Here is a 25105-nt window from a genome sequence, read left to right as displayed (position 1 = left end):
TTCCCCTGCTGCACCACTTGGAGGGCGTACCGTGCACCGCCGGCACAACGGGCTCAGGACCGCAGTACTCCTCGGGGGACTGTCCGCGCTCATCATCGTCATCGGCAGCTTCTTCGGCCGAGCGGGGCTCGTCGTCGCCGTCCTCGTCGCCCTGGGCACCAACGCCTACGCGTACTGGAACAGCGACAAACTCGCACTCCGCGCGATGCGGGCGCGACCGGTCAGCGAGTTCGAGGCCCCGGCGCTGTACCGCATGGTCCGCGAGCTCTCCACCCAGGCCCGCCAGCCGATGCCCCGCCTGTACATCTCACCGACGGAGGCACCGAACGCCTTCGCGACCGGCCGCAACCCGCGCAACGCGGCCGTGTGCTGCACCGAGGGCATCATGCGCCTGCTCGACGAGCGCGAACTGCGGGGCGTCATCGGCCACGAACTCAGCCATGTCTACAACCGGGACATCCTGATCTCCTCCGTTGCCGGTGCCCTCGCCTCCGTGATCATGTTTCTGGTCAACTTCGCCTGGCTGATCCCCGTCGGCCGGTCCAACGACGACGACGGACCCGGTCTGCTGGGCATGCTCCTCATCATGCTGCTCGGACCGCTCGCCGCCACCGTCATCCAACTGGCGATCAGCCGCTCCCGGGAGTACGAGGCCGACGCGTCCGGCGCCCAGCTGACCGGCGACCCGCTCGCCCTGGCCGGCGCCCTGCGCAAACTGGAACTCGGCACCAAGCAGCTGCCGCTCCCCCCGGAGCCCCGGCTCGAGACCGCCGGCCACATGATGATCGCCAACCCCTTCCGCCCGGGGCAGGGACTCTCGAAGATGTTCTCCACCCACCCGCCGATGGCGGAGCGAATCGCCCGACTCGAAAAGATGGCAGGTCGTCAGCAGTGAAGACCATCCTCAACGTCATTTGGCTCGTGCTCAGCGGCTTCTGGCTGTTCCTCGGCTACCTGTTCGCGGGCGCGCTGCTCTGCATCACGGTCATCGGAATCCCCTTCGGCATCGCGGCCTTCCGTATCGGTGTCTACGCCCTGTGGCCCTTCGGGTACACGGCGGTCGAGCGCCGCGACGCCGGGGCACCCTCCTGTATCGGTAACGTGCTGTGGCTCGTCCTCGCGGGCTGGTGGCTGGCCCTCGGCCACATCGTCACCGGCATCGCGCTGTGCGTCACGATCATCGGCATCCCGCTCGGCATCGCCAACTTCAAGCTGATCCCCGTCTCACTGCTTCCGCTGGGACGCGAGATCGTGCGGACGGACCAGCCCTTCACCGCGGCGGGGACGACGCAGCGGACCGGCTGGTGAAGGCCCTCGTCGCCTTCATTGTCCACAACTTCCGCGTTGTCCACAGGCCCGCCCCGATGTCAGTGGCGGCTTGCATCATGAATCCATGACCGAGATCGAGCAGTTGCTGGACCGGGTGGCCGCCAAAGCGCGCGACACTCGCCCGTGGGGCTGGGCTTCGCTGCCCGCCCCCGTGGACGGGGCGACGCCGGCCCGTGCCGAAGCAGCCCTGGGCTTCCCTCTCCCCTCCCTGCTCGCCGAGCTGTACCTGCGCATAGGGGACGGCGGATTCGGCCCGGCGTACGGGCTGTTGCCTCTGTTCGACAGCCCGCCCTCGGGCGAGCCCGCCGCCGTCACCCAGTACCTCGCCAACCGCGAGAGCGGTGCGAAGGACCCCGACTGGCCCTGGGCCGAGGGCGTCCTGCCGATATCCCACTGGGGCTGCGCGATGTACGCGTGCGTCGACTGCCGATCCCCGCAGGCCACCGTCCTCCTCTTCGAGCCCAACGCCGGCGACCCCGACCACGCCTGGTACGTCGACGCCCCGAGCCTCACCGACTGGTTGCGCGCCTGGGTCGACGGCACGGGCTGGTACGAGGAGGCCAACGACGGGCCGGAACCCACCCCGTGGGCCGGCTTCCCCATACGCACCGGGAGACGGCCCGGTACGACGGTCACGGCGCCCGTACAGGCGTCCTGAGCAAACCGGCCGAGCCACTCCCACCGGGCGTGAGGCCGGAGCGCGGCCCGTCACCCGGGGACGTATGCCTACCGCGGCACCTGCCGACTCCGCACCCCGTACGCCACCACACCCACCGCCAGCACCCCCGCACCCACCACGACCGACACCACCGGTAGCGAGAACGCGAGCACCACACACCCGATCAGTCCCAGCGCCGGTACGAACCGGGACACCCGCGAAGGGCCGAGCGTCCAGGCCGACGCGTTGGCCACGGCGTAGTACGCCAGCACACCGAAGGAGGAGAAGCCGATCGCCCCACGTACGTCCACCGTCGCCGCCAAGACCGCGACCACCGCGCCCACGGCCAGCTCCGCCCGGTGCGGCACCTGAAAACGCGGGTGCACCGCGGCCAGTGCCTGGGGCAGATGACGGTCCCGGGCCATGGCCAGCGTCGTCCGTGAAACGCCCAGGATCAGCGCCAGCAGCGAACCCAGCGCGGCCACGGCGGCGCCCACCCGCACGACCGGTGCCAGCCCCGGCAGGCCGGCCACCCGTACCGCGTCGGCCAGGGGCGCCGTCGCCTGCCCCAGACCGGCCGGGCCCAGCACGGAAAGGACAGCCACCGCGACACACCCGTACACGGCCAGCGTGAGGCCCAGCGCCAGCGGGATCGCGCGCCCGACGGTCCGCCGCGGGTCCCGCACATCCTCACCGAGGGTCGCTACGCGCGCGTACCCCGCGAACGCGAAGAACAGCAGGCCGGCCGCCTGCAGTAGCCCGCCGGGGCCGCCCGACAGGCCGATGTCCAGCCGTCCGGAGTCGGCCCGCCCCGACCCCAGACACACCACCACCACAGAAGCGAGGACGGCAAGGACCACCGCCACGATCACCCGCGTCAGCCAGGCGGATTTCTGGATCCCGCCGTAGTTCACCGCGGTCAGCACCACCACGGCCGCGACCGCCACCACGTGCGCCTGCTCCGGCCAGACGTACGCGCCCACGGTGAGCGCCATGGCGGCACAGGAGGCCGTCTTCCCGACGATGAACGACCAGCCCGCGAGAAACCCCCAGAACTCCCCGAGCCGCTCACGTCCGTAGACGTACGTGCCACCCGAGGCCGGGTACCGGACGGCCAGCCGGGCAGAGGACATGGCATTGCAGTAGGCGACGACGGCTGCCGCGGCGAGGGCGAGGAGCAGTCCCGAGCCGGCGGCGCGCGCCGCCGGTGCCAGGGCGGCGAAGACCCCGGCGCCGATCATGGAACCGAGCCCCACGACGACGGCGTCGCCCAGACCAAGGGTGCGACGCAGCCCCGAATCCGCAGGTGTCATGGGCCGCACCATACTGATCAGCGCAACCACCGGGCGCGGTCGGAACGTCCTGTCCGCCAAGAGGACATGAACACCGCGGAGGAACGAGCCCCACAGCACTGGCACAGTGCGGGCACAGCAAGGAAGGGCAGGGTCACGGCATGACCGTCATCAGCTGGATCATCCTCGGACTGTTGGCCGGAGCCATCGCCAAGTTCCTGCTACCGGGCCGCGACCCCGGAGGGCTCATCGGCACCACCCTCATCGGCATCGCCGGCGCGTTCATCGGCGGCTGGATATCGGCCCGCTGGCTGGACCACCCGATCAGCAAGGACTTCTACGACGGCGCGACCTGGGCCGCGGCGATCGGCGGTTCGCTGGTGCTCCTGGTCGCCTACCGGCTTCTGTTCGGCAACTCGCGCGACTGAACACGCGCGGACCGGACGAGAAGGGGTGGGCACCGTCGGGTGCCCACCCCTTCTCGTCAACGGAGGACTACCCGCCACCGCGTCGCCGGCTCAGCACATCACCGGTAGTTCACGAACTGCAGCGCGAAGTCGAAGTCCTGGCCCTTCAGCAGGGCGATCACGGTCTGCAGATCGTCCCGGCTCTTCGAGGAGACCCGCAGCTCCTCGCCCTGCACCTGAGCCTTCACGCCCTTGGGTCCCTCGTCGCGGATGAGCTTGGCCACCTTCTTCGCGTTGTCCTGGGAGATGCCCTCCTCGATCGACGCGAAGATCTTGTACTCCTTGCCGGAGAGCTGGGGCTCGCCCGCGTCCAGAGCCTTGAGCGAGATACCGCGCTTGATCAGCTTGGACTGGAAGACGTCGAGGATTGCGTTCACCCGGTCCTCGGAGTTGGCCTCCATGAGGATCTTCTCCCCGGACCACGAGATCGAGGCCCCCACGCCCTTGAAGTCGTAGCGCTGCGAGATCTCCTTGGCGGCCTGGTTGAGGGCGTTGTCGACCTCCTGCCGCTCGACCTTCGAGACGATGTCGAAACTGGAGTCGGCCATGTCCTGTGGCTCCTTGTATCTGGGTGCGTGTCGGGCCGCGTATCGGGTCCGTACCGGCATTCATCAGCGGCCACCGGGCCCGGCAGGGTCCTCGGCCGCATCCGGACAAGCCTAGCCACCCGCCGCGGCCCGAGCGGCGATCAATCGGGTGGCGAAGCACCCCTCCACATCAGGTATTGTTTACGTCGTTGCCACGGAGCACCGCCCAAAAGCGGTTCGACGGGCAGCGAACCCCGGCGGTGTGCCCGAGCGGCCAAAGGGAGCAGACTGTAAATCTGCCGGCTCAGCCTTCCCAGGTTCGAATCCTGGCGCCGCCACACGGGAACGAAAGGGCCCCGTGACCTGCCCGAACAGCAGGTCACGGGGCCCTTCGTCATGCGCCGATCCGGAAGGGCGGCCCGTGGGACGGCTCTGGGGCCGGGCCTGGCGGGCAGACTGGTGCCATGGTCTCGTCCTCCCGCCGCAGAACCTGCCCCGAGTGCCGTCGCGAGATCGCCGTAGTCGCGGGGCGGTACGCGCGCCATGACCCGCCCGGCGCACGGGGGAGCGGTGAGCTGGTGTCCTGTCCTGGTTCGCGCCGATCGGCGCAACTCGGAGCGGCGCAGCCGTCCTTGGACGGGTACGTCGTCCCTGAGTTCCCCGGACAGCTGCCCCTCTTCTAGCCGTTGGTTCGAACCGTTCGCCCGCGGCCGCGAGTCGCCGTGCTCGGAGCCGCAGCGCCGCCCTCAGTTCCCGGCCACCGCCTTCACCGCCACCGACACCGGCGCCGAGCCGCTGATCAGCTCCAGGATCAGGCCGCTCGTGGCCGGGGTGTCGACCAGTTCCGCGAGGACGGCGGCGACGTCGTCGCGCGGAACGGGGCCGCGCCCGGTGTGCGCCTCCAGACGTACGAGGCCCGTGCCCGCGTCGTCCGTCAGGGCGCCGGGGCGCAGGATCGTCCAGTCCAAGGCGTCCAGGGAGCTGACGTACGCGTCGGCCTCGCCCTTGGCGCGCAGGTAGACGTCGAAGATCTCGTCCCCCTGGTGCCCGGGGTCGGCGGCCATGGACGACACGATCAGGAAGCGGCGTACGCCCGCCCGGACCGCCGCGTCCGCGAAGAGGACCGCCGCCGCCTTGTCCACCGTGTCCTTGCGGGCCGCCCCGCTGCCGGGGCCGGCCCCCGCCGCGAAGACCGCCGCGTCCGCGCCCCGCAGCCGCTCCGCCACCTCTTCGACCGAGGCCGACTCCAGGTCCAGCACGACCGGTTCGGCGCCCGCCGCACGCAGATCGTCGGCCTGCTCGGCCTTGCGGACGATGCCCGCCACCTCGTCACCGCGCGCGGCGAGCAACCGCTCCAGCCGCAGCGCGATCTGACCATGACCACCAGCGATGACAATGCGCATGTCTTCGACCGTACGCCCCGACGACCGCCCCCGCCCCACGACTTCGCCTCCCGGCGCCGCGCCGGCTCGCCGCCCACCACCCCGGCTCTCCCACAGGCCCTCAGGCCATGTCCCCACGCCCGCCGTGCCCGTCAGGCCCGCCGTGCCCGTCAGACCCGCCGTGCCCGTCACGTCGTCCGCGCCCGCTACGCCCCTGCCGGGGCAGCCCCAGGTCGGACGCGACGGTCGAGTCGCCGTACTCCCGTACCGCGCTGGTCCGCGCCACCACGCGCCCCCGGTGCACCACGATCCGGCTGTACGCCAGCGACAGTGCGCCTGCCAGCCGGTCCCCGCGTACGGCGACGAGTTCGGCCGGGAAGCCCGCCTCCACCCGTACCTCGGGCAGACCGAGGGCCGACCGCGCCGCCGCGCTCACCGCGTCGTACGCCTCCTCGGGACGCAGCCCGTGGTGCGAGGCCAGCAGGTAAGCGGACTCCAGGGGATCGCCCCGCCCGACCGGGTTGGACACGTCCCGCAGTGCACCGCTCCCGGCGGTGACCCGCACCCCGGCCGCCCGCAGCAGCCGTACCGGAGCCGTGCCGCCGGGGTGGTCCGACGCCCCGCAGGCGCCCTGCGGCAGGCAGACCACCGTCACTCCGGCCGCCGCGAGCTGGTCCGCGGCCCGGGAGACCGCCTCGGAGGGGAGCCGGCCCAGACCGTCGCAGGGACCGATGGCCACCCCGGGGCGCAGCCCGCCCGCCATGGCCGCCAGGCGGGCCAGCCGCGCCGGGTCGGCGGCGTCCGTGTGCAGGTCGACCGGGCAGCCGTGCTCGGCGGCGACCTCCAGGACGGCCTCCACGTACCCCGTCGGATCGGGGTCCAGGTCCGGACACCCGCCCACCACGTCCGCGCCCATCTTGACCGCGTCCCGCAGTATCGCCAGGCCGTCGGCACCGGCCACTCCGGTGAGCACCCGCGGCATCGCCACCGCGGTCAGTTCGGCGAGCCCGCGCAGCGAGCGCCGGGTCCGCAGTACGGCGGTCAGTGCGCCAAGGCCCGCGACGTCACCCACCCGCACGTGTGCCCGGAGCGCGGTGGCACCGTGTCCCAGCTGGAGCAGGGCCGCCTCGGTGGCCCGGCGCTGGACGTCCTCGGGGTCGTAGGAGACGGGGCCCGGGACATCCGCCGTGAGCGCTGTGTCGGCGTGGACGTGCGGATCGGCGGGGGCGGGCAGGAGCAGATAGCCGCCCAGGTCCAGATGACCGCCCGTGTCCAGCCGGACGCCGGGGCCGGGCGCGCGTCGTGGGGTCAGGCTGCCGGCCGTGCCGACCGCCTCGATACGCCCGCCGTGGAGCCGTACGTCCACGGTCCGGCCGTCGGTGAGCCGGGCCCCGGCGAGCAGGAGCGAACCGCGGTCGGCGGAGTCCGAGGGGAAGGGCGAGTGGGGCGGCTGCGGCTGGCTGTCGGGCATCGCGCTCCTCTGGGCTCGGGGCTGCGCAGTGGGGGACGCAAGATCACGCAGAGTGAGTCGAGCCTAGGACGGTGGTCAGCCCGTGGCGCGGAGGAGCGCAATAGTCGTACCGGTGCCGTCCGTGCGGTCGGGGCCGCCCCTCAGCGGTCCGGGCGGGACGGGGCAGGGTCGGCGAAACGGATTTGGGCGAACGGCGGGCGAGCGTGTAATGTCTTCATCGCTCGCCCCAATAGCTCAGTCGGCAGAGCGTCTCCATGGTAAGGAGAAGGTCAACGGTTCGATTCCGTTTTGGGGCTCTGGTGTGAGAGGTTCCCGTCGCAAGGCGGGGTCCGATCGCATCACAGCGGTGTAGCTCAGTCGGTAGAGCAAGCGGCTCATAATCGCTGTGTCACCGGTTCAAGTCCGGTCACCGCTACTCTTAGTAGCCGATTGCGGGGTCGGTCCTTCAATCGGCTACTCTTTCCTGCGTTAATAACATCAATCCGTTCGTCAAGGAGCACTCACGTGGCTGCCACCGACGTCCGCCCGAAGATCACGCTGGCCTGCGTGGAGTGCAAGGAGCGGAACTACATCACCAAGAAGAACCGGCGTAACAACCCGGACCGACTGGAGATGAAGAAGCACTGCCCGCGTTGCAACGCGCACACCGCGCACCGCGAAACGCGATAAATCAGGCTCGTACACGAGGCCGTCCCCGAAACCTGGGGGCGGCCTCGTGTCGTTGGCACAGTCGGCACAGTCGGTCGTTGTCACAGAAGCGAAGAGCAGCAGCAGGAGGTAGCGAGCCCATGGCGCTCGACCAGTCGTTCGTGGGGCGGAGTTATCCGCCGACCGCGCCGTATGAGGTGGGCCGGGAGAAGATCCGTGAGTTCGCGGAGGCGGTGGGTGACGCCAATCCGGCGTACACCGATGCGGAGGCCGCGAAGGCGCTCGGTCATCCGGACGTGATCGCTCCGCCGACCTTCGTGTTTTCCATCACGTTCAAGGCGGCCGGTCAGGTCATCGAGGACCCGCAGCTCGGGCTGGACTACAGCCGGGTGGTGCACGGCGACCAGAAGTTCGCCTACGTCCGCCCGGTGCGGGCCGGTGACCGGCTCACCGTCACCTCGACCATCGAGGCGATCAAGTCGATGGCGGGCAACGACATCCTGGACATCCGCGGCGAGGTCCACGACGAGGCCGGCGAGCACGTCGTGACCGCCTGGACCAAGCTCGTGGCCCGCGCGGCCGAGGAGGCGTGAGCACCCCATGACGAAGATCGCGTACGGCGACGTAGAGGTCGGCACCGAACTGCCCGCGCAGAGTTTCCCCGTGGACCGCGCCACGCTCGTCCGGTACGCGGGCGCCTCCGGCGACTTCAACCCGATCCACTGGAACGAGAAGTTCGCCAAGGAGGTGGGCCTGCCGGACGTCATCGCGCACGGCATGTTCACCATGGCCGAGGCGATTCGCGTGGTCACCGACTGGACCGGTGACCCGGGCTCGGTCGTGGAGTACGGCGTCCGCTTCACCAGGCCCGTCGTCGTCCCGAACGACGACCGGGGTGCCGTGATCGAGGTCAGCGGCAAGGTGGCCGCCAAGCTCGACGGCAACACCGTCCGCGTCGACCTCACGGCCACCAGCGCCGGCCAGAAGGTCCTCGGCATGTCCCGGGCGGTCGTCCGACTGGGCTGACGGGTCCGTCCGGTCCTGCCTCGTGCCGGTCTCATCACGCGATGCGGCCGGCGCGGGCGGGCGGGTCCGCGTCAGCCGGCGCCGGTGCGCACCGCCGTGGCCGCCAGCGTCGTGTAGTGCATCGTGAAGCGGCCGCCCAGGGCGTCGATGGCGTGGCCGACCGCGTCCAGTATCGCGGTCAGCTGATCGGGGCGCAGCCGGGTGAGACCGCCGGTGGTGGGGAGCAGTTCCAGCCACTCCTCGCGCGTGTAGGACCGCTGCCATTCGAATCGCCACTGCTCCGGCTCCTCGAACCGCCCGGTCTCGAGGATCCGGTCGGCGATCTTCGCGTACCCCGCCTGGTACGTCTCCAGCGGACGACGCGCCGGCTGACCGCTGAACGGCGAGTCGGGCGCCGCCCGGCGGCAGGCGGCCGCGAACGGCTCGGCCACCTCGGTCGGCGGCTCGAAGACGTGCCCGAAGACGGCAAGGCGCCCGTGCGGGCGCAGCACCCGGGCCGCCTTCTCGGCGCCGGCGACCGGATCCACCCAGTGCCACGACTGACCGGCGATCACCGCGTCGAAGGCTCGGCCGGCAGGCTCCCAGGCCTCGAAGGTCGCCACCTCCACCGGCAGGCCGCGGGCCCGCGCGAACTCGGCCATCCGCGCGTCCGGCTCGACACCGAGCACGGTGCAACCGGCGGCTGTGAACTGACGGGCCGCTATGCCCGTGCCGCAGCCGACGTCGAGGACGTCGGGTCCCGGGCTTCCGGCGACGATCCGCGCGACCAGGTCGTCGGGGTAGGACGGCCGGGCCCGGTCGTAGCGCTGCGCGTCCGTGCCGAAGGACTCGGCCGTGAGCCGGGCCTGGTGCAGTGGCATGGGCTGTGGCTGCGACGGTGGCTGCGGGGCCGGCTGCGGCTGCGGTTCCGACTGCGGTGGCATGGGCTCGGGCTGCTCCGGCGGCTCGGACGACGGTAAAGTGGGCATGCGTTCACTTTAGTGGGCAAGCGCCCACGTGCCAATGTGTGGGCAAGTGCCGAGAGTGCCAGGAGTGGCTGGCGTGAGGGAGGTTCCGCGAGTGCCGACCGGCGTGCATCTTCGCGATGCGCGGCAGCAGCTGTTCGACGCCGCCGAACGCGTACTCCTGCGGGACGGCCCGAACGGGCTGACCAGCCGGGCCGTCACGGACGAGGCGGGCTGTGCCAAGGGTGTCCTGCACCGGCACTTCGCCGACTTCGACGCATTCCTCGCCGAGCTGGTGCTCGACCGGGCCGCGCAGCTCGAGACTCAGGCACTGGCGCTGCGCGAGGCCGTGGGGACCGGCACCGTGGCCGCCAACCTCACCGATGCGCTGACCACTCTGTTCGGGCCGGTTCCGGTGGCGATCATCCCGCTCATCACCTTCCGGGACGAGCTGCGCGTACGGCTGCGGCAGGCCATGCCCGGAGGCGGCATCGCGATCCTCTCCCAGGTCACGGCCGCCGTCTCCGCCTACCTGGCCGACGAGCGCGCGAGGGGGCGCATCTCGGCCGACGCCGACATCGACTCGCTCACCCTCTCCCTGGTAGGAGGAGGGCACCTCCTGTTCGCGGACCGCGATCCCGGCCCGCCGCCCGCGGCGACCGTCGGCAAGCTGGTGAACACGGTGCTCGCCGACGTGGTGCAACGGCGCCCGCGCTGACTCGCCGCCTCCCGCACCACCCCGGACGCAAGCCCCTTGACCAAGTTAGTGATTGAGTACTAACTTAACTTCATGGTCAGGATGAGCGCAGAGGAACGGCGTGAGAGCGTCATTCGCGCGGCGACGAGCGAGTTCGCCCGGGGCGGCTACCACGGCACGTCCACGGAGGTCATCGCCAAGCGTGTGGGGGTCTCCCAGCCGTACCTCTTCCGCCTCTTCCCGGGCAAGAAGGCGATCTTCCTCGCGGTGGCGGAGCGCTGCCTGCGGGACACGCGGGAGGTCTTCGAGAAGGCGTCCGAGGGCCTCCACGGTGAAGAGGCCCTGCACGCCATGGCCGAGGCCTACTCGCAGCTGATCGCGGACCAGCCCGAGAAGCTCCAGATGCAGTTGCAGGTGTACGTCACCGTCGCCGCCGCCGAGGCGGCCGGGGACCACGAGTTCGGCGAGATGGTGCGCAAGGGCTGGCTCGAGATCTGGGACGCCGTGCACCTGCCGCTGGGGGCGGACATCGAGCAGACGACGACCTTCCTGGCCTACGGCATGCTGATCAACACCCTGGTCGGCATGGGGTTCCCGCCGGGGCACCGCGTCTACGGCGGTATCTACGAATCCGGGCAGGCCAAGCCCGGCCGGGAAGGCGCGTAGGGGGCGCGTGAAGGGTGCCGGGAGCGGTCGTTCGCCGTCACGCATACCCGCAGAAGTTAGTCATCAATTACTAATCAGAGACGCCACGGCAAGTGCACACCCTCTGGGGGAGAGATGTCACACCACGGAGCACGTCGGAACACACATCACACACGTCGCGGGGGAGCCGTCTGGGCCCTCGTCATCACCAGCGTCGCCGGCTTCATGGCGGCCCTGGACAACCTCGTCGTCACCACCGCCCTGCCCTCCATCCGGGAGGATCTGGGCGGCGCGCTGCACGACCTGGAATGGACCGTGAGCGCCTACACGCTCACCTTCGCCGTCCTCCTGATGTTCGGCGCGGCACTCGGCGACCGCTTCGGCCGTCGCAGGCTCTTCCTCGTCGGCCTCACCGTCTTCACCGGGGCCTCCGCCGCCGCGGCCATGGCACCCGGCATCGACTCGCTCATCGCGGCCCGCGCGGTGCAGGGCGTCGGCGCGGCGATCATGATGCCGCTGACGCTGACCCTGCTCACCGCCGCGGTACCCGCCGAGCGCCGCGGGATGGCGTACGGGATCTGGGGCGCGGTCAACGGGCTCGCGGTGGCTTCCGGGCCGCTGGTCGGCGGCAGCCTCACGGAGCACATCTCGTGGCAGTGGATCTTCTGGCTGAACGTTCCGCTGGGCCTGGCCCTGCTGCCCCTCGCCCGCCTCCGCCTCGCCGAGTCGCACGGCGCCGGCGCCCCGCTCGACATACCCGGCACCCTGCTCGCCAGCGGCGGACTCTTCGGCATCGTCTACGGCCTGGTCCGCGGACCCGTCGACGGCTGGACCGGCGCCGTGGTGCTGACCGCCCTCTTCGCCGGGGTCGCACTGCTGGCCGGCTTCGTCCTCTACAGCACCCGTGCCAAGAACCCCATGCTCCCCATGCGGCTGTTCCGCTCCCGCGCCTTCTCCGGCGTCAACGCGGCGAGCCTGCTGATGTTCCTGGGGATGTTCGGCTCGATCTTCCTGCTCAGCCAGTACATGCAGCTCGTGCTCGGCTACTCGCCCACCGAGGCGGGCCTGCGCATGCTGCCCTGGACCGGCATGCCGATGCTGGTCGCGCCCATCGCCGGCATCCTCTCGGACCGCATCGGAGGCCGCCCGGTCGTCGCCGCCGGACTCACCCTCCAGGCGGCCGGGCTCGGCTACCTGGCCTCCGTGATCACGGCCGACGCCTCCTATGCGATCCAGCTGCCCGGTCTGATCATCAGCGGAATCGGCATGGCCCTCTACTTCGCGCCCGCCTCCGCGCTGGTGATGTCCAGCGTCGCCGCGAAGGAGCAGGGCATCGCCTCCGGCGCCAACAACGCACTGCGCGAGGTGGGCGGCGCGCTCGGTATCGCGGTCATGTCGTCGATCTTCGCGGCGCAGGGCGGCTACGAGTCGGCGCAGACCTTCGTGGACGGACTGCGGCCCGCGGTCGCCGTGGGGGCCGCGGTGGTGGCCCTCGGCGGTCTCGCGGCCCTGGTGATCCCGGCGCGCCGCCGGACCGGCGACGGGGGACGGGGCGCCTCGGCCGCACCGGCGACGGAGCCGGCCCCGGCACCGGAACCGACCCTGGCCACGACGAGCCCGACGACCCCTCACTGACCGCGCGACACCTGAGCCCGAGCACAACGACACGAGAGGAGTACGACATGCCCACCCTTCCCTGGACCGTGCCGAACCGGCCTCCCCGGGCCACCGAGGTCCACGTTTTCGCCTCCCGCTTCGAGACCCGCAACCTGTGGGGAGCGCTGAAGTTCCTGGCGCGCACGCCGGGCGTGTGGCGGCAGGTCGGGAGCGCGCCCGGGGCGTACGGCGCCTCCCTGAGGGCGGAACCGTTCAAGCGGACCTTCTGGACGCTCTCCGCGTGGGAGTCGCCCGAGGCCCTCAAGGCCTTCGCCCACTCCGGCACCCACGCGCCGACCTCCCGCGGGCTGTCGGCGCAGATGCGGGACTCGAAGTTCGCCTCCTGGCCGGCGTCGAGCGACGAACTCCCGGTGAGCTGGGCGGAGGTGCGCAGGCGCCTGACGTGAGGACGCGCCCGAAGCGCACACCTCGGCATCGCCCCGGCCGCGCGGTCGGGGCGTTCCCGCGTTCCCCACTGCTCGGTGCCGTGGGTGCTGTCGGTGGCGTCTCGTAGTCTTGAGCGCGTGCAGGAACTCCACGACGCCCCCCTCGCCCCGCTGACCACCTTCCGCCTGGGCGGGCCAGCGACCCGGCTGGTCACGGCCACGACCGACGCCGAGGTGATCGCCGCCGTCCGCGAGGCCGACGACACCGGGACCCCGCTGCTGCTCATCGGCGGCGGATCCAACCTGGTCATCGGCGACAAGGGCTTCGACGGCACCGCCCTGCACATCGCCACGCGCGGCTTCCGCCTCGACGGCACGACGCTGGAGCTGGCGGCCGGCGAGATCTGGACCGACGCCGTCGCCCGCACCGTCGAGGCGGGCCTGGCGGGCGTCGAGTGCCTGGCCGGCATCCCCGGCTCGGTCGGCGCGACACCGATCCAGAACGTCGGCGCGTACGGCCAGGAGGTGTCCGCCACGATCACCGAGGTCACCGCCTACGACCGCAGAAGCCGTGAGACGGTCGCCCTCTCCAACGCCGACTGCGCCTTCTCCTACCGGCACAGCCGCTTCAAGGCCGAGCCGGAGCGGTACGTCGTCCTGCGGGTCCGCTTCGAGCTGGAGGACGCCGGCGGTCTCTCCGCGCCGCTGCGCTACGCCGAGACGGCCCGCGCCCTCGGTGTCGAGGCGGGCGACCGGGTGCCGCTGACGACCGCCCGGGAGACGGTGCTGAAGCTGCGCGCGGGGAAGGGCATGGTGCTGGACCCCGAGGACCACGACACCTGGTCGGCCGGGTCGTTCTTCACCAACCCGATCCTCACGGACGAGGAGTTCGCCGCGTTCCGCTCCCGCGTCGCCGAGCGCCTCGGCGACACCGCGGAGCCGCCCGCCTTCCCGGCCGGTGAGGGGCACGTCAAGACCTCCGCGGCCTGGCTGATCGACAAGGCGGGCTTCACCAAGGGCTACGGCGCCGGCCCCGCCCGCATCTCCACCAAGCACACCCTCGCCCTCACCAACCGCGGCGAGGCGACCACCGAGGACCTGCTCGCGCTGGCCCGCGAGGTCGTCGCCGGAGTCCACGACGCCTTCGGCGTGACGCTGGTCAACGAACCGGTGACGGTCGGTGTCAGCCTCTGACGGCCGGCGTCAGTGGCCGACGCTCGGCTTCAGCCGCCGACGCTCGGCGGGCGGCCCTCAGTAGGCGACGCCCACACCCCGGTTCACGGTCTCCGCGTCCTCGGTCATCGAGAGCATCGCGTGGGCGACGTCGGCACGGCCCGCGAAACGGCCCTTGGGCGGGAAACCGCCGATCACCGTCCGGTACCGGCCGGTCAGCGGCTTGTCCTGCAGCCGCGGCGGGCGCACGACCGTCCAGTCCAGGCCACTGCGCGCCACCTCCTCCTCCATGGCGCGCAGATCGACGTACACGTCCTTCAGCACGGCGGAGACGATGCCGCGCACGGTGCGGTCCACGAGCCCGTCCTCGCGCGGCTGGGGCCCCACCGGGGCGGCACTGACGACCAGCAACCTGCCCACGTTCTCGGCCCGCATCGCCTCGAGCACCGTCCGGGTCAGCCGGGTGGCGACCCCCGCGTCCTTCCGGCTGCGGGCGCCGAGCCCGGACAGCACGGCGTCCCGCCCGGCCACCGCCGGACGCACCGCCGCCGGGTCGCCCAGCTCCGCGCGGAACACCTCCAGGCCCTCGCCGGTCACGGACAGCCGCGCCGGGTCCCGTACGACGGCGGTCACCCGATGTCCCGCGCCGAGCGCCTGCCGGACGATCTCCTGACCGATTCCTCCGGTGGCACCGAAGACGGTGAGTTTCATGGCACACCCCATCCATAACCGTCCGAACGGACTGGTGGGTGAGTACTCACTCACCCCCACTCACTCTAGAGTGAGCAGGCACTCACCCCCGAGTCAACCCCCGACTGGAGCAGCCATGCCCTCCGCCAAGCCGGCCAGGGAACGCATCCTGGACGCCGCCCACGAGCTGATGCTGACCGTCGGGCTCGCCCGTGCCACCACGAAGGAGATCGCCAGGGTGGCGGGCTGCTCCGAGGCCGCGCTGTACAAGCACTACGCGAGCAAGGAGGAGCTCTTCATCCGGGTCCTGTCCGAACGGCTGCCTCGGCTGACCCCCTTGCTCCGGGGTCTCGCGGCCGAGCCCGGACGGGCCCCGCTCGAGGACAACCTCACGGAGATCGCCCGCCAGGCCGCGCTCTTCTACGAACAGAGCTTCCCGATCGCCGCCTCGCTGTACGCGCAGACCCAGCTCAAGCGCCGGCACGACGACACGATGCGTGAACTCGGCACCGGGCCGCACCTGCCGATCGAGGGCCTCGACGCCTATCTGCGGGCCGAGCAGGCGGCGGGCCGGGTCAGGTCCGACGCGGACACGTTCGCGGCCGCGTCACTTCTGCTGGGGGCCTGCGCACAGCGGGCGTTCGCGTACGAGGCGACACCGACCGGCGTACGCCCGCCGGTCGACGCGTTCGCACGCCGGCTGGCCCGGACGCTGCTCGCGGGACTCGGCTGACCCGTACCCCGTCCGCAGCCCCTCCCTGGGGGGCGTCGTTGGATCTTGCCGGGGTCGCGGGGCCTGGCACGCGCTCCCCCACTGCCAATCGACGCCCACTAGGCCGCCAGCCAGTCGTCCACTCCCGCGAGCAGCTTCGCCTTCATCTCCTCCGGCGCCGCCGACCCCCGCACCGACTGGCGCGCCAGCTCCGCCAGCTCCGCGTCCGTGAACCCGTGGTGCTCGCGCGCGATCTCGTACTGGGCGGCCAGCCGGGCTCCGAACAGCAGCGGATCGTCCGCGCCCAGCGCCATCGGCACCCCGGCCTCGAACAGCGTCCGCAACGGCACGTCCTCCGGCTTCTCGTACACGCCCAGCGCGACGTTCGACGCCGGGCACACCTCGCACGTCACCTGCCGGTCCGCCAGCCGCTTCAGCAGCCGGGGATCCTCCGCCGCCCGCACGCCGTGCCCGATCCGGTCCGCCTCCAGGTCGTCCAGGCAGTCCCGCACCGACGCCGGCCCGGTCAGCTCGCCCCCGTGCGGCGCGCTCAACAGCCCCCCGTCCCGCGCGATCGCGAACGCCCGGTCGAAGTCCCGGGCCATGCCGCGCCGTTCGTCGTTCGACAGCCCGAAGCCGACCACGCCCCGCTCCGCGTACCGCACCGCCAGCCGCGCCAGCGTCCGCGCGTCCAGCGGATGCTTCATCCGGTTCGCGGCGACCAGCACCCGCATCCCGATCCCGGTGTCCCGCACGGTCGTCTCCACCGCGTCCAGGATGATCTCCAGCGCCGGGATCAGCCCGCCCAGCCGCGGCGCGTAGGACGTCGGATCGACCTGGATCTCCAGCCAACCCGAGCCGTCCCGCACATCTTCCTCCGCGGCCTCCCGCACCAGCCGCTGAATGTCCTCCGGCGTCTGCAGACACGACCGCGCCGCGTCGTACAGCCGCTGGAAGCGGAACCAGCCCCGCTCGTCCGTCGCCCGCAGCTTCGGCGACTCCCCGCGGCTCAGCGCCTCGGTCAGCGTCTCGGGCAGCCGCACGCCGTGCTTGTCGGCCAGTTCCAGCAGGGTGGTGGGCCGCATCGACCCGGTGAAGTGCAGGTGGAGATGGGCCTTGGGCAGTTCAGAGACATCACGTACACGCTCCATTCGGTGATCCTGCCGCACGACACGCCCGGCCCGACAGCACTTTCCCCGTACGTGGTCTTGCTCGCACAAACAAACAGGGCCGCACCTCGACGTCCGAGGTGCGGCCCTGCAGAGAGCGCGGCGGTCAGTCCCGCGCCTCCGCCAGCAGCTTCTGGATCCGGCTCACGCCCTCGACGAGGTCCTCGTCCCCGAGCGCGTACGACAGCCGCAGGTACCCCGGAGTGCCGAACGCCTCACCCGGCACCACCGCGACCTCGGCCTCCTCCAGGATCAGCGCGGCCAGCTCGACCGAGTCCTGCGGACGCTTGCCGCGGATCTCCTTGCCGAGCAGCGCCTTCACCGACGGGTAGGCGTAGAACGCGCCCTTGGGCTCGGGGCACAGCACGCCGTCGATCTCGTTGAGCATCCGCACGATGGTCTGGCGGCGCCGGTCGAAGGCCTCCCGCATCTTCGCCACGGCGTCCAGGTCGCCGGAGACCGCGGCCAGCGCCGCCGCCTGGGACACGTTGGACACGTTGGACGTGGCGTGCGACTGGAGGTTCGTCGCGGCCTTGACGACGTCCTTCGGGCCGATGACCCACCCGACCCGCCAGCCGGTCATCGCGTACGTCTTCGCCACGCCGTTGACCACGATGCACTTGTCGCGCAGCTCGGGCAGCAGCGCCGGCAGCGACACGGAGACGGTGTCGCCGTAGACGAGGTGCTCGTAGATCTCGTCGGTCATCACCCACAGGCCGTGCTCGACGGCCCACTTGCCGATCGCCTCGGTCTCGGCCTCGCTGTACACGGCCCCCGTCGGGTTCGACGGCGACACGAAGAGGACGACCTTGGTCTTCTCGGTGCGCGCGGCCTCCAGCTGCTCCACCGTCACCCGGTAGCCGGTCGTCTCGTCGGCGACCACATCGACCGGGACGCCGCCGGCCAGCCGGATCGACTCCGGGTACGTCGTCCAGTACGGCGCCGGGACGATGACCTCGTCGCCCGGGTCGAGGATCGCGGCGAACGCCTCGTAGATGGCCTGCTTGCCGCCGTTGGTGACGAGGATCTGCGACGGGTCGACCTCGTAGCCCGAGTCGCGCAGCGTCTTCGCGGCGATGGCGGCCTTCAGCTCGGGCAGCCCGCCGGCCGGCGTGTAGCGGTGGAACTTCGGGTTCTTGCACGCCTCGACGGCGGCCTCGACGATGTAGTCCGGCGTCGGGAAGTCGGGCTCACCCGCGCCGAAGCCGATCACGGGACGTCCTGCGGCCTTGAGGGCCTTGGCCTTGGCGTCCACGGCGAGGGTCGCGGACTCGGAGATCGCGCCGACTCGGGCGGAGACCCGGCGCTCGGTGGGAGGGGTTGCAGCGCTCATGACCCCATCGTTCCAGACCGGAAACCTCCCGGGCACAGGGGTTTCACGGACTGAACCGGACCGGTCCAGGACCTGAACGCCAGTCCGGTCCACGCGCTGAACATCAGTCCGGACACGCTTTCTGTTCGACGCCCGGCCCGTGAGCACGTACACTCTCACCTCGTTGGCCTTCAGCGGTCCGCGATCACCCGGTGCACACCAAGCATCCGGGCGGATGCGGTACGTTGGGGGACGAACAAAGGGTCGTAGCTCAATTGGTAGAGCACTGGTCTCCAAAACCAGCGGTTGGGGGTTCAAGTCCCTCCGGCCCTGCTACACACACCATCGCCAGGATGTGTGCGCATGTACGTACAGCAATGCACCGCCGTGCGGCTCCAACCGGGCGCGGCACGGCCACGACCCGGAATCAGGTGAGGACGAGTGACGGACGCCGTGGGCTCCATCGACATGCCTGATGCCCAGGACGAGGCGCCGGACTCCAAGAAGAAGTCCCGCAAGGGCGGCAAGCGAGGCAAGAAGGGCCCGCTGAAGCGGCTCGCGCTCTTCTACCGCCAGATCGTCGCGGAGCTGCGCAAGGTCGTCTGGCCCAGCCGCAACCAGCTGACCACGTACACCACCGTGGTGATCATCTTCGTGGTCATCATGATCGGCCTGGTGACTCTGATTGACTATGGCTTCTCTCACGCCGCCAAGTACGTCTTCGGCTGAGTCGAGAGCGAAGGGCGCCGAGGTACCCGGCGCCCCTTTCGCGTGTTCCACCCCTATGTATCCAGGAAGAAGCAGCCACAGTGTCTGACCCGAACGTGAACGACGCCATCGAGCCGGTCGAGTCCGTCGAGGACGAGCTCGGCACCGTCGAGGGCGCCGACAACGAGGACACCGAGGCCTCCGCCGAGGCCGAGGCTGCCGACGACACCGTCGTCGCGGAGGTTGACGAGGCGGAATCGGAGGCGGACGAGACCGCCGAGGCGGCCGGCGAAGCCGAGGCCGACACCGACGCCGACACCGACGCCGACGCCGGTGAGGCCGAAGTCGAGGCCGAGGCCGAGGAGCCCGATGTCGACCCGATCGAGAAGCTCCGTCAGGAGCTGCGCGTCCTCCCCGGCGAGTGGTACGTCATCCACACCTACGCCGGTTACGAGAACCGCGTGAAGACCAACCTCGAGCAGCGCGCCGTCTCGCTCAACGTCGAGGACTACATCTTCCAGGCCGAGGTGCCGCAGGAAGAGGTCGTCCAGATCAAGAACGGCGACCGCAAGACGATCCGGCAGAACAAGCTGCCCGGTTACGTCCTGGTCCGCATGGACCTCACCAACGAGTCCTGGGGTGTCGTCCGCAACACCCCCGGCGTCACCGGCTTCGTCGGCAACGCCTACGACCCGTACCCGCTGACGCTGGACGAGATCGTCAAGATGCTCGCCCCGGAGGCCGAGGAGAAGGCCGCCCGCGAGGCCGCCGAGGCCGAGGGCAAGCCGGCTCCGCAGCGCAAGGTCGAGGTTCAGGTCCTGGACTTCGAGGTCGGCGACTCGGTCACCGTCACCGACGGCCCGTTCGCGACGCTGCAGGCCACGATCAACGAGATCAACGCCGACTCGAAGAAGGTCAAGGGCCTCGTCGAGATCTTCGGCCGCGAGACCCCGGTCGAGCTGAGCTTCGACCAGATCCAGAAGAACTGAGACCTTCTGGACGTACTGCTTCCGAGCAGGTCAGGCGGGCCTTCGCGCCCTGCCTGACCTGCTCGGTTTTTGGCCGCGCATCTATACCCGTTATCGTTGTGCGGTATGCCTGTGTCCGGGTAGCTCCCGAACGCGGGCAGGACCCGAATCGAAAGGACCCGGAGAGCTATGCCTCCCAAGAAGAAGAAGGTCACGGGGCTCATCAAGCTCCAGATCCAGGCCGGTGCCGCGAACCCGGCTCCGCCGGTCGGCCCCGCGCTGGGTCAGCACGGCGTCAACATCATGGAGTTCTGCAAGGCCTACAACGCCGCGACCGAGTCGCAGCGCGGTTGGGTCATCCCGGTGGAGATCACGGTCTACGAGGACCGCTCCTTCACCTTCATCACCAAGACGCCGCCGGCCGCCAAGATGATCCTCAAGGCCGCGGGCGTGGAGAAGGGCTCCGGCGAGCCGCACAAGACCAAGGTCGCGAAGATCACGCGTGACCAGGTCCGTGAGATCGCCACCACCAAGATGCCCGACCTCAACGCCAACGACCTGGACCAGGCGGAGAAGATCATCGCCGGTACCGCCCGTTCCATGGGCGTCACGGTCGAGGGCTGAACCCCACCTTCCAGCAGCAGAAGTGGCGGGGCCTGCTCGGCCCGGACCACGACTCCTAAGAAGCCACAGGAGCAGTAGTGAGCAAGCGCAGCAAGTCTCTCCGCGCTGCGGACGCCAAGATCGACCGGGACAAGCTCTACGCCCCGCTCGAGGCCGTCCGTCTCGCCAAGGAGACCTCCACGTCCAAGTTCGACGGCACCGTCGAGGTCGCCTTCCGTCTGGGTGTCGACCCGCGCAAGGCGGACCAGATGGTCCGTGGCACCGTGAACCTCCCGCACGGCACCGGTAAGACCGCCCGGGTCCTGGTCTTCGCGACCGGTGACCGTGCCGAGGCCGCGCGTGCCGCGGGCGCCGACATCGTCGGCGCCGACGAACTGATCGACGAGGTGTCGAAGGGCCGTCTGGACTTCGACGCCGTCGTCGCCACCCCGGACCTCATGGGCAAGGTCGGCCGCCTCGGCCGCGTGCTCGGTCCCCGTGGTCTCATGCCGAACCCCAAGACCGGCACCGTGACCCCGGACGTGACCAAGGCCGTCACCGAGATCAAGGGCGGCAAGATCGAGTTCCGCGTCGACAAGCACTCGAACCTGCACTTCATCATCGGCAAGGCGTCGTTCGACGACACCCAGCTGGTGGAGAACTACGGCGCGGCGCTGGAGGAGATCCTCCGTCTGAAGCCGTCCGCCGCCAAGGGCCGCTACATCAAGAAGGCCGCCATCAGCACCACGATGGGCCCCGGCATTCCGCTCGACTCCAACCGCACCCGCAACCTCCTCGTCGAGGAGGACCCGGCCGCGGTCTGAGCGAGCAGCTCGCCCCACCGGTTCCGGGCCCCGCACCTTCCGAGGTGCGGGGCCCGTCCCTTTTTCCGGCGCCCTGGGCTAGCGTGCGGGCACCGGGTCCGCGCATGGGGCGCAGGGGCCGTACGGGGCGCAAGGGGTGGGCGGATGACGGGCACGACGGCACGCCGTACGGTCGTCTCGGTCGCGGTGTCGGCCGCGCTGGCGTGTGTCACCGCCTGTACCTCCGGTGAACCGTCCGCATCCCCGCCACCCACCTCCACTCCACCGGGCTCCGCCGCACCGTCCTCCCGACCCCCGGCCCTCACCGGCCCTTCGGCGGACGCCCTGCGGTCCGTCGAGCGGGCCACCGGGCGGGCGGGGTCGGCGCGGGTGGAGTCCACGACCGTGATGGGCCGGGAGCTGTCCCTGGAGGCAGCGGGCGCCCTCGGCTGGCGCGACGACGGTCTCACCGGCACCCTGACGATCACCTACACGGGCGGCACGACCGCCGAGACCATGCGCCGCCTGGGCACCACCGCCATGGAGGCCCGGTATCTGCCCGACGCCTACTACGCCAAGATGGGCGACGAGTTCGCCGACCGGGTGGGCGGCAGGCACTGGATCAAGTACGTGTACGAGGACCTGGAGGAACTCGGCGGCGGCGCGGGCGCCGGGTTCGCCGACCAGATGCGCAACACCACGCCCAACCAGGCGGTGAAGCTGCTGCTGACGGCCGAGGACGTGCGCCAGGTGGGCGAGGAGACGACGCGCGGCCGGCGCACCACCCACTGGTCCGGCAGGGTGGGCGGGGAGAGTGCCCAGAGCGTCGACATCTGGGTCGACGACCGGGACCTGCTGGTCAAGAAGGTCGAGCGGGGACGCACGAAGACCGGGGAGCTGACCCAGACCGCCTATTACAGCGACTACGGCGTCACGGTCTCCGCCCGACGGCCACCGGCCGCGGACACGGCGGACTTCAAGGAACTGCTCGCGTCGCAGGGGCGTTAGGGCCGGCCCGGCGAAGAAATCACAAGATCGTTCGAACCGATTCGGATACGCTCGCGTCCTTGTTGTGGAGAACTGCTGTGGAGCAGCGGTGCGTCTCCTGTGCCCTACGCGCTCCCGTGTGCTTGCGCTCCGTGTGCTCCCTGAATCCCGTGGGGGGATATCGATGAAGACTTCCGTACGCGTGCCCGTGGGTGCCGGCCTGGCCGCGCTGCTGCTCGCCGCCGGGGCGGTGGGCTGTTCCAAGGAGGACGAGGCTTCCGAGTCCCCGGAGATGACGCCTGCGGCCGCCGTCGCCAAGGCGGCGAAGAACTCGGAGGAGATCGACTCCCTCCACTACCGCCTGACCGGCAAGGTCCCCGAGGAGGGCCGGGTCGAGGCGGAGGCCCAGATGCAGATCAAGCCGACGCTCGTGATGAGCATGAAGATGACGGCGCTCGACCAGGGCGCCGAGGGCACGGCGGAGATCCGGCTCGTCGACAAGGCCATGTACATCGGCGGCAGCCCCGAGGTGGCCAAGGAGACGGACGGCAAGCGCTGGATCAAGTTCGACCTGTCCGGAACAGGCGCCGACGAGCAGCTGAACCAGCTGGGCGGCGCCTCCCAGGCCGACAAGAACCCGGCGACCGAGTCCACCTTCCTCACCGGCGCCAAGGACGTCGAGAAGGTCGGCTCCGAGACCGTCGACGGCGTGAAGACCACCCACTACAAGGGCACCGTCACCCTCGCCGACCTGGAGAAGTCTATCGGGGACGAGGACGAGGCCACTCGGGAGACGCGCCGGAAGAGCCTTGAGCAGTACGAGAAGATGGGCGTCGACAAGCTCACCATGGACATGTGGGTCGACGGCGACGACCAGACCAAGCAGTTCCGCATGCAGGCCGACGCGGACAAGGGCCCGCTGGACATGACCTTCACCTTCCTCGGCGTCAACGAGCCCGTGAAGGTCACCGCCCCGCCGGCCGCGGAGACCGCCGACCTCGCCGAGATGATGAAGGAGGCCCAGCAGGGCTGAGGCCTCCGCGGGGACGGATTTGCCTGCCGCCGCCCCGTTCACGTACTCTTCCACAGAAGCCAAAGACCGCTGGTCGTTGCCGTGTGTTCGAAAGAGGACACGGTGGCCGAAGGATCCGCTGAACTGCGGACGACCCGCGCAGGTGACTGTGGATGAGCTCCCGGAAGTCCTCGCCCCGTGCGTGTGGCGACCGGTCGAGTCACGCCCCGTGCGCCTGCGCCGGGGCGTTTCGTTTTCCCCAGTCCTCCTTCGGGTCCGCGCGGTCCGAATCACCCGGAAGGAGGCCGAGGCTCTATGGCAACGCCCGAAAAGGCTGCCGCGGTTGCCGAGCTGACGGACAAGTTCCGCAGCTCCAACGCCGCCGTGCTGACCGAGTACCGCGGTCTCACCGTGGCGCAGCTCAAGACGCTGCGCCGGTCGCTCGGTGAGAACGCCCAGTACGCCGTGGTGAAGAACACGCTGACCAAGATTGCGGCCAACGAGGCCGGGATCACGCTCGACGACCAGCTCTTCGCTGGTCCGACGGCCGTCGCCTTCGTCACCGGTGACCCGGTGGAGTCGGCGAAGGGTCTGCGCGACTTCGCCAAGGACAACCCGAATCTCGTCATCAAGGGCGGTGTCCTTGACGGCAAGGCGATGTCCGCCGACGAGATCAAGAAGCTTGCGGACCTCGAGTCCCGCGAGGTTCTGCTCTCCAAGCTGGCGGGTGCCTTCAAGGGCAAGCAGTCCCAGGCTGCTCAGCTCTTCCAGGCGCTTCCCTCGAAGCTCGTCCGCACCGTGGACGCGCTCCGTGCCAAGCAGGACGAGCAGGGCGGTGCCGAGTAACTCGGCTCGCTTTCTGATCCGGGCCGCCTGACGCGGCACGGGTCGCAGCGGGCCCGACGTACGCCCGCCACACCCCGTACATCCGGCACCTGCCGAATTAGTGGAAGGACCGCCATCATGGCGAAGCTCAGCCAGGACGACCTGCTCGCCCAGTTCGAGGAGATGACCCTCATCGAGCTCTCCGAGTTCGTGAAGGCCTTCGAGGAGAAGTTCGACGTCACCGCCGCCGCCGCGGTTGCCGCCGCCCCGGTCGGCCCGGCCGCCCCGGTCGAGGCCGCTGCCGAGCAGGACGAGTTCGACGTCATCCTCACGGGTGCCGGCGACAAGAAGATCCAGGTCATCAAGGTCGTGCGCGAGCTGACCTCCCTGGGTCTGAAGGAGGCCAAGGACCTCGTGGACGGCGCCCCGAAGCCCGTTCTCGAGAAGGTCGCCAAGGACGCCGCGGACAAGGCCAAGGAGTCCCTCGAGGGCGCCGGCGCCTCCGTCGAGGTCAAGTAGGACCGCACCGGCACGACGGATCCGTCAGGGTCTGTAACGCCGTAGCACCGAAGAGCGATCATCCATCCGGGTGGTCGCTCTTCGGCGTATCCGGGGTCCGGCGGCGGCTGCCTTGCACGTGTGACGGTGAAGAGTAGGGTGATCTTCGTCGTGCCGTCTCCAGGGCGCTGAGAGCCGCTGGAGGCAACCGGTTCGGGCCAAGGGGGGCCTTGACGAACCGCACGCAGCGCGCAATTCTCAGGGCGTCGTCAAAGGATCCGAATCCGAGGCATGGATCGACGGCGAAGAGGGCAGTATCTGGGTGCGTTGAGGGTGAGGCCTTGCCGCACAGGTGGTGAGAACAACGAGGAGCGAACACGGTCCCCGAGAACCGCACTGGACATCAGTGTGCCAAGTGGCTACACTGACCCTTTGCGCTGCCTGTTAGCTGCCCCCTGCCCGTCACCAGGGGTCTCCCTCGCCCGAGCACTGACGACCAGAGCATGCCTGACCTGGC

General features: G+C 70.3%; 30 protein-coding genes and 4 tRNA genes. 26 read left to right on the top strand and 8 right to left on the bottom strand.

Annotated features, from left to right (window positions below; translation table 11 throughout):
* Positions 1–31: 31 nt before the first annotated feature.
* The 3 genes from htpX to ABS735_RS33600 all read left to right on the top strand — a co-directional run bounded on the left by htpX (position 32) and on the right by ABS735_RS33600 (position 1987).
* Positions 32–895 (top strand): zinc metalloprotease HtpX, encoded by an 864-nt coding sequence (gene htpX, locus ABS735_RS33610; RefSeq protein WP_356366366.1) that lies wholly within the window; start codon positions 32–34, stop codon positions 893–895.
* A complete protein-coding gene (locus tag ABS735_RS33605; protein WP_373901398.1) occupies positions 892–1308 on the top strand; it encodes a YccF domain-containing protein in 417 nt (138 codons plus the stop codon). Before htpX ends, ABS735_RS33605 begins: the two co-directional genes overlap by 4 nt.
* 85 nt (positions 1309–1393) lie before the next feature.
* Positions 1394–1987 carry an SMI1/KNR4 family protein gene (locus ABS735_RS33600; protein WP_373901399.1) on the top strand — a complete coding sequence of 198 codons (594 nt, stop codon included), beginning with the start codon at positions 1394–1396 and terminating at the stop codon, positions 1985–1987.
* A 68-nt stretch (positions 1988–2055) separates the two neighbouring features.
* Here the strand turns inward: ABS735_RS33600 and ABS735_RS33595 are convergent, their stop codons facing one another.
* The gene (locus tag ABS735_RS33595; protein WP_373901400.1) at positions 2056–3300 is read right to left on the bottom strand and encodes an APC family permease; all 1245 of its coding nucleotides are present in this window, start codon (positions 3298–3300) and stop codon (positions 2056–2058) included.
* 140 nt (positions 3301–3440) lie between these two features.
* Between ABS735_RS33595 and ABS735_RS33590 the strand changes: the two genes are divergently transcribed.
* Positions 3441–3707: a GlsB/YeaQ/YmgE family stress response membrane protein gene (locus tag ABS735_RS33590; RefSeq protein ID WP_030145422.1), complete on the top strand. Its 267-nt coding sequence runs from the start codon at positions 3441–3443 to the stop codon at positions 3705–3707.
* Between the two features lie 98 nt (positions 3708–3805).
* On the opposite strand, the gene ABS735_RS33585 is transcribed toward ABS735_RS33590, so the two are convergent.
* Positions 3806–4294: a YajQ family cyclic di-GMP-binding protein gene (locus ABS735_RS33585; protein ID WP_373901401.1), complete on the bottom strand. Its 489-nt coding sequence runs from the start codon at positions 4292–4294 to the stop codon at positions 3806–3808.
* Between the two features lie 235 nt (positions 4295–4529).
* On the opposite strand from ABS735_RS33585, the gene ABS735_RS33580 reads away from it, so the two are divergent.
* Together ABS735_RS33580 and ABS735_RS33575 are read left to right on the top strand one after the other, a co-directional pair.
* A tRNA-Tyr gene (locus ABS735_RS33580) sits at positions 4530–4611 on the top strand.
* A 126-nt stretch (positions 4612–4737) separates the two neighbouring features.
* The gene (locus ABS735_RS33575; protein WP_328562139.1) at positions 4738–4956 is read left to right on the top strand and encodes a hypothetical protein; all 219 of its coding nucleotides are present in this window, start codon (positions 4738–4740) and stop codon (positions 4954–4956) included.
* Positions 4957–5019: 63 nt separating this feature from the next.
* Here the strand turns inward: ABS735_RS33575 and ABS735_RS33570 are convergent, their stop codons facing one another.
* Positions 5020–5676: an NAD(P)H-binding protein gene (locus ABS735_RS33570; protein WP_373901402.1), complete on the bottom strand. Its 657-nt coding sequence runs from the start codon at positions 5674–5676 to the stop codon at positions 5020–5022.
* Between the two features lie 100 nt (positions 5677–5776).
* Positions 5777–7126, bottom strand: coding sequence for an amidohydrolase family protein (locus tag ABS735_RS33565; RefSeq protein WP_373901403.1), 1350 nt, complete (start codon positions 7124–7126; stop codon positions 5777–5779).
* A 223-nt stretch (positions 7127–7349) separates the two neighbouring features.
* Here ABS735_RS33565 and ABS735_RS33560 point away from each other — a divergent pair.
* From ABS735_RS33560 to ABS735_RS33540, 5 genes are all read left to right on the top strand, one after another.
* Positions 7350–7422, top strand: a tRNA-Thr gene (locus ABS735_RS33560).
* 46 nt (positions 7423–7468) lie between these two features.
* A tRNA-Met gene (locus ABS735_RS33555) sits at positions 7469–7541 on the top strand.
* A gap of 89 nt (positions 7542–7630) precedes the next feature.
* Positions 7631–7795: a 50S ribosomal protein L33 gene (gene rpmG / locus ABS735_RS33550; RefSeq protein ID WP_003948671.1), complete on the top strand. Its 165-nt coding sequence runs from the start codon at positions 7631–7633 to the stop codon at positions 7793–7795.
* 119 nt (positions 7796–7914) lie between these two features.
* Positions 7915–8367: a MaoC family dehydratase N-terminal domain-containing protein gene (locus ABS735_RS33545; protein WP_362100686.1), complete on the top strand. Its 453-nt coding sequence runs from the start codon at positions 7915–7917 to the stop codon at positions 8365–8367.
* 7 nt (positions 8368–8374) lie between these two features.
* Positions 8375–8800, top strand: a complete 426-nt coding sequence (locus tag ABS735_RS33540) for a MaoC family dehydratase (RefSeq protein ID WP_373901405.1) — start codon at positions 8375–8377, stop codon at positions 8798–8800.
* A gap of 71 nt (positions 8801–8871) precedes the next feature.
* Here the strand turns inward: ABS735_RS33540 and ABS735_RS33535 are convergent, their stop codons facing one another.
* The gene (locus ABS735_RS33535) at positions 8872–9660 is read right to left on the bottom strand and encodes a class I SAM-dependent methyltransferase (protein ID WP_373901406.1); all 789 of its coding nucleotides are present in this window, start codon (positions 9658–9660) and stop codon (positions 8872–8874) included.
* 199 nt (positions 9661–9859) lie between these two features.
* On the opposite strand from ABS735_RS33535, the gene ABS735_RS33530 reads away from it, so the two are divergent.
* The 5 genes from ABS735_RS33530 to ABS735_RS33510 all read left to right on the top strand — a co-directional run bounded on the left by ABS735_RS33530 (position 9860) and on the right by ABS735_RS33510 (position 14322).
* A complete protein-coding gene (locus ABS735_RS33530; protein WP_373901632.1) occupies positions 9860–10462 on the top strand; it encodes a TetR/AcrR family transcriptional regulator in 603 nt (200 codons plus the stop codon).
* Positions 10463–10534: 72 nt separating this feature from the next.
* Positions 10535–11107: a TetR/AcrR family transcriptional regulator gene (locus tag ABS735_RS33525; protein ID WP_373901407.1), complete on the top strand. Its 573-nt coding sequence runs from the start codon at positions 10535–10537 to the stop codon at positions 11105–11107.
* Between the two features lie 204 nt (positions 11108–11311).
* Positions 11312–12721 (top strand): MFS transporter, encoded by a 1410-nt coding sequence (locus tag ABS735_RS33520; RefSeq protein WP_373901408.1) that lies wholly within the window; start codon positions 11312–11314, stop codon positions 12719–12721.
* 47 nt (positions 12722–12768) lie between these two features.
* Positions 12769–13149 (top strand): DUF3291 domain-containing protein, encoded by a 381-nt coding sequence (locus tag ABS735_RS33515; RefSeq protein WP_373901409.1) that lies wholly within the window; start codon positions 12769–12771, stop codon positions 13147–13149.
* 93 nt (positions 13150–13242) lie between these two features.
* Positions 13243–14322: a UDP-N-acetylmuramate dehydrogenase gene (locus ABS735_RS33510; RefSeq protein ID WP_373901410.1), complete on the top strand. Its 1080-nt coding sequence runs from the start codon at positions 13243–13245 to the stop codon at positions 14320–14322.
* A 57-nt stretch (positions 14323–14379) separates the two neighbouring features.
* Here ABS735_RS33510 and ABS735_RS33505 read toward each other — a convergent pair whose 3' ends face one another.
* Positions 14380–15012 carry an NAD(P)-dependent oxidoreductase gene (locus ABS735_RS33505; protein WP_373901411.1) on the bottom strand — a complete coding sequence of 211 codons (633 nt, stop codon included), beginning with the start codon at positions 15010–15012 and terminating at the stop codon, positions 14380–14382.
* Between the two features lie 115 nt (positions 15013–15127).
* Between ABS735_RS33505 and ABS735_RS33500 the strand changes: the two genes are divergently transcribed.
* A complete protein-coding gene (locus ABS735_RS33500) occupies positions 15128–15724 on the top strand; it encodes a TetR/AcrR family transcriptional regulator (protein ID WP_134654557.1) in 597 nt (198 codons plus the stop codon).
* 98 nt (positions 15725–15822) lie between these two features.
* On the opposite strand, the gene ABS735_RS33495 is transcribed toward ABS735_RS33500, so the two are convergent.
* Both ABS735_RS33495 and ABS735_RS33490 read right to left on the bottom strand, forming a co-directional pair.
* A complete protein-coding gene (locus ABS735_RS33495; RefSeq protein WP_373901412.1) occupies positions 15823–16854 on the bottom strand; it encodes an adenosine deaminase in 1032 nt (343 codons plus the stop codon).
* Positions 16855–16978: 124 nt separating this feature from the next.
* Positions 16979–18205, bottom strand: a complete 1227-nt coding sequence (locus ABS735_RS33490; protein ID WP_373901414.1) for a pyridoxal phosphate-dependent aminotransferase — start codon at positions 18203–18205, stop codon at positions 16979–16981.
* Between the two features lie 239 nt (positions 18206–18444).
* Between ABS735_RS33490 and ABS735_RS33485 the strand changes: the two genes are divergently transcribed.
* The 9 genes from ABS735_RS33485 to rplL all read left to right on the top strand — a co-directional run bounded on the left by ABS735_RS33485 (position 18445) and on the right by rplL (position 24609).
* Positions 18445–18517 (top strand) — tRNA-Trp (locus tag ABS735_RS33485).
* Between the two features lie 108 nt (positions 18518–18625).
* On the top strand, positions 18626–18913 hold the full coding sequence (gene secE, locus ABS735_RS33480) for a preprotein translocase subunit SecE (protein WP_007443916.1): 288 nt from the start codon (positions 18626–18628) through the stop codon (positions 18911–18913).
* 80 nt (positions 18914–18993) lie between these two features.
* Positions 18994–19881: a transcription termination/antitermination protein NusG gene (gene nusG / locus ABS735_RS33475; RefSeq protein WP_373901415.1), complete on the top strand. Its 888-nt coding sequence runs from the start codon at positions 18994–18996 to the stop codon at positions 19879–19881.
* 168 nt (positions 19882–20049) lie between these two features.
* A complete protein-coding gene (gene rplK / locus ABS735_RS33470) occupies positions 20050–20484 on the top strand; it encodes a 50S ribosomal protein L11 (RefSeq protein ID WP_003974315.1) in 435 nt (144 codons plus the stop codon).
* 77 nt (positions 20485–20561) lie between these two features.
* Positions 20562–21287, top strand: coding sequence for a 50S ribosomal protein L1 (rplA, locus tag ABS735_RS33465; RefSeq protein WP_373901416.1), 726 nt, complete (start codon positions 20562–20564; stop codon positions 21285–21287).
* Between the two features lie 144 nt (positions 21288–21431).
* On the top strand, positions 21432–22274 hold the full coding sequence (locus ABS735_RS33460) for an SCO4651 family lipoprotein (RefSeq protein WP_373901418.1): 843 nt from the start codon (positions 21432–21434) through the stop codon (positions 22272–22274).
* A gap of 163 nt (positions 22275–22437) precedes the next feature.
* The gene (locus tag ABS735_RS33455; RefSeq protein ID WP_373901419.1) at positions 22438–23286 is read left to right on the top strand and encodes an SCO4651 family lipoprotein; all 849 of its coding nucleotides are present in this window, start codon (positions 22438–22440) and stop codon (positions 23284–23286) included.
* A 294-nt stretch (positions 23287–23580) separates the two neighbouring features.
* A complete protein-coding gene (gene rplJ / locus ABS735_RS33450; protein WP_077796783.1) occupies positions 23581–24111 on the top strand; it encodes a 50S ribosomal protein L10 in 531 nt (176 codons plus the stop codon).
* A gap of 117 nt (positions 24112–24228) precedes the next feature.
* The gene (gene rplL, locus ABS735_RS33445) at positions 24229–24609 is read left to right on the top strand and encodes a 50S ribosomal protein L7/L12 (RefSeq protein ID WP_333748752.1); all 381 of its coding nucleotides are present in this window, start codon (positions 24229–24231) and stop codon (positions 24607–24609) included.
* The last annotated feature ends 496 nt before the right edge of the window (positions 24610–25105 follow it).

The sequence above is a fragment of the Streptomyces sp. MMCC 100 genome (genome assembly GCF_041538145.2).
GTDB lineage: Bacteria > Actinomycetota > Actinomycetes > Streptomycetales > Streptomycetaceae > Streptomyces.
This window is presented reverse-complemented; position numbering and strand designations above follow the sequence as displayed.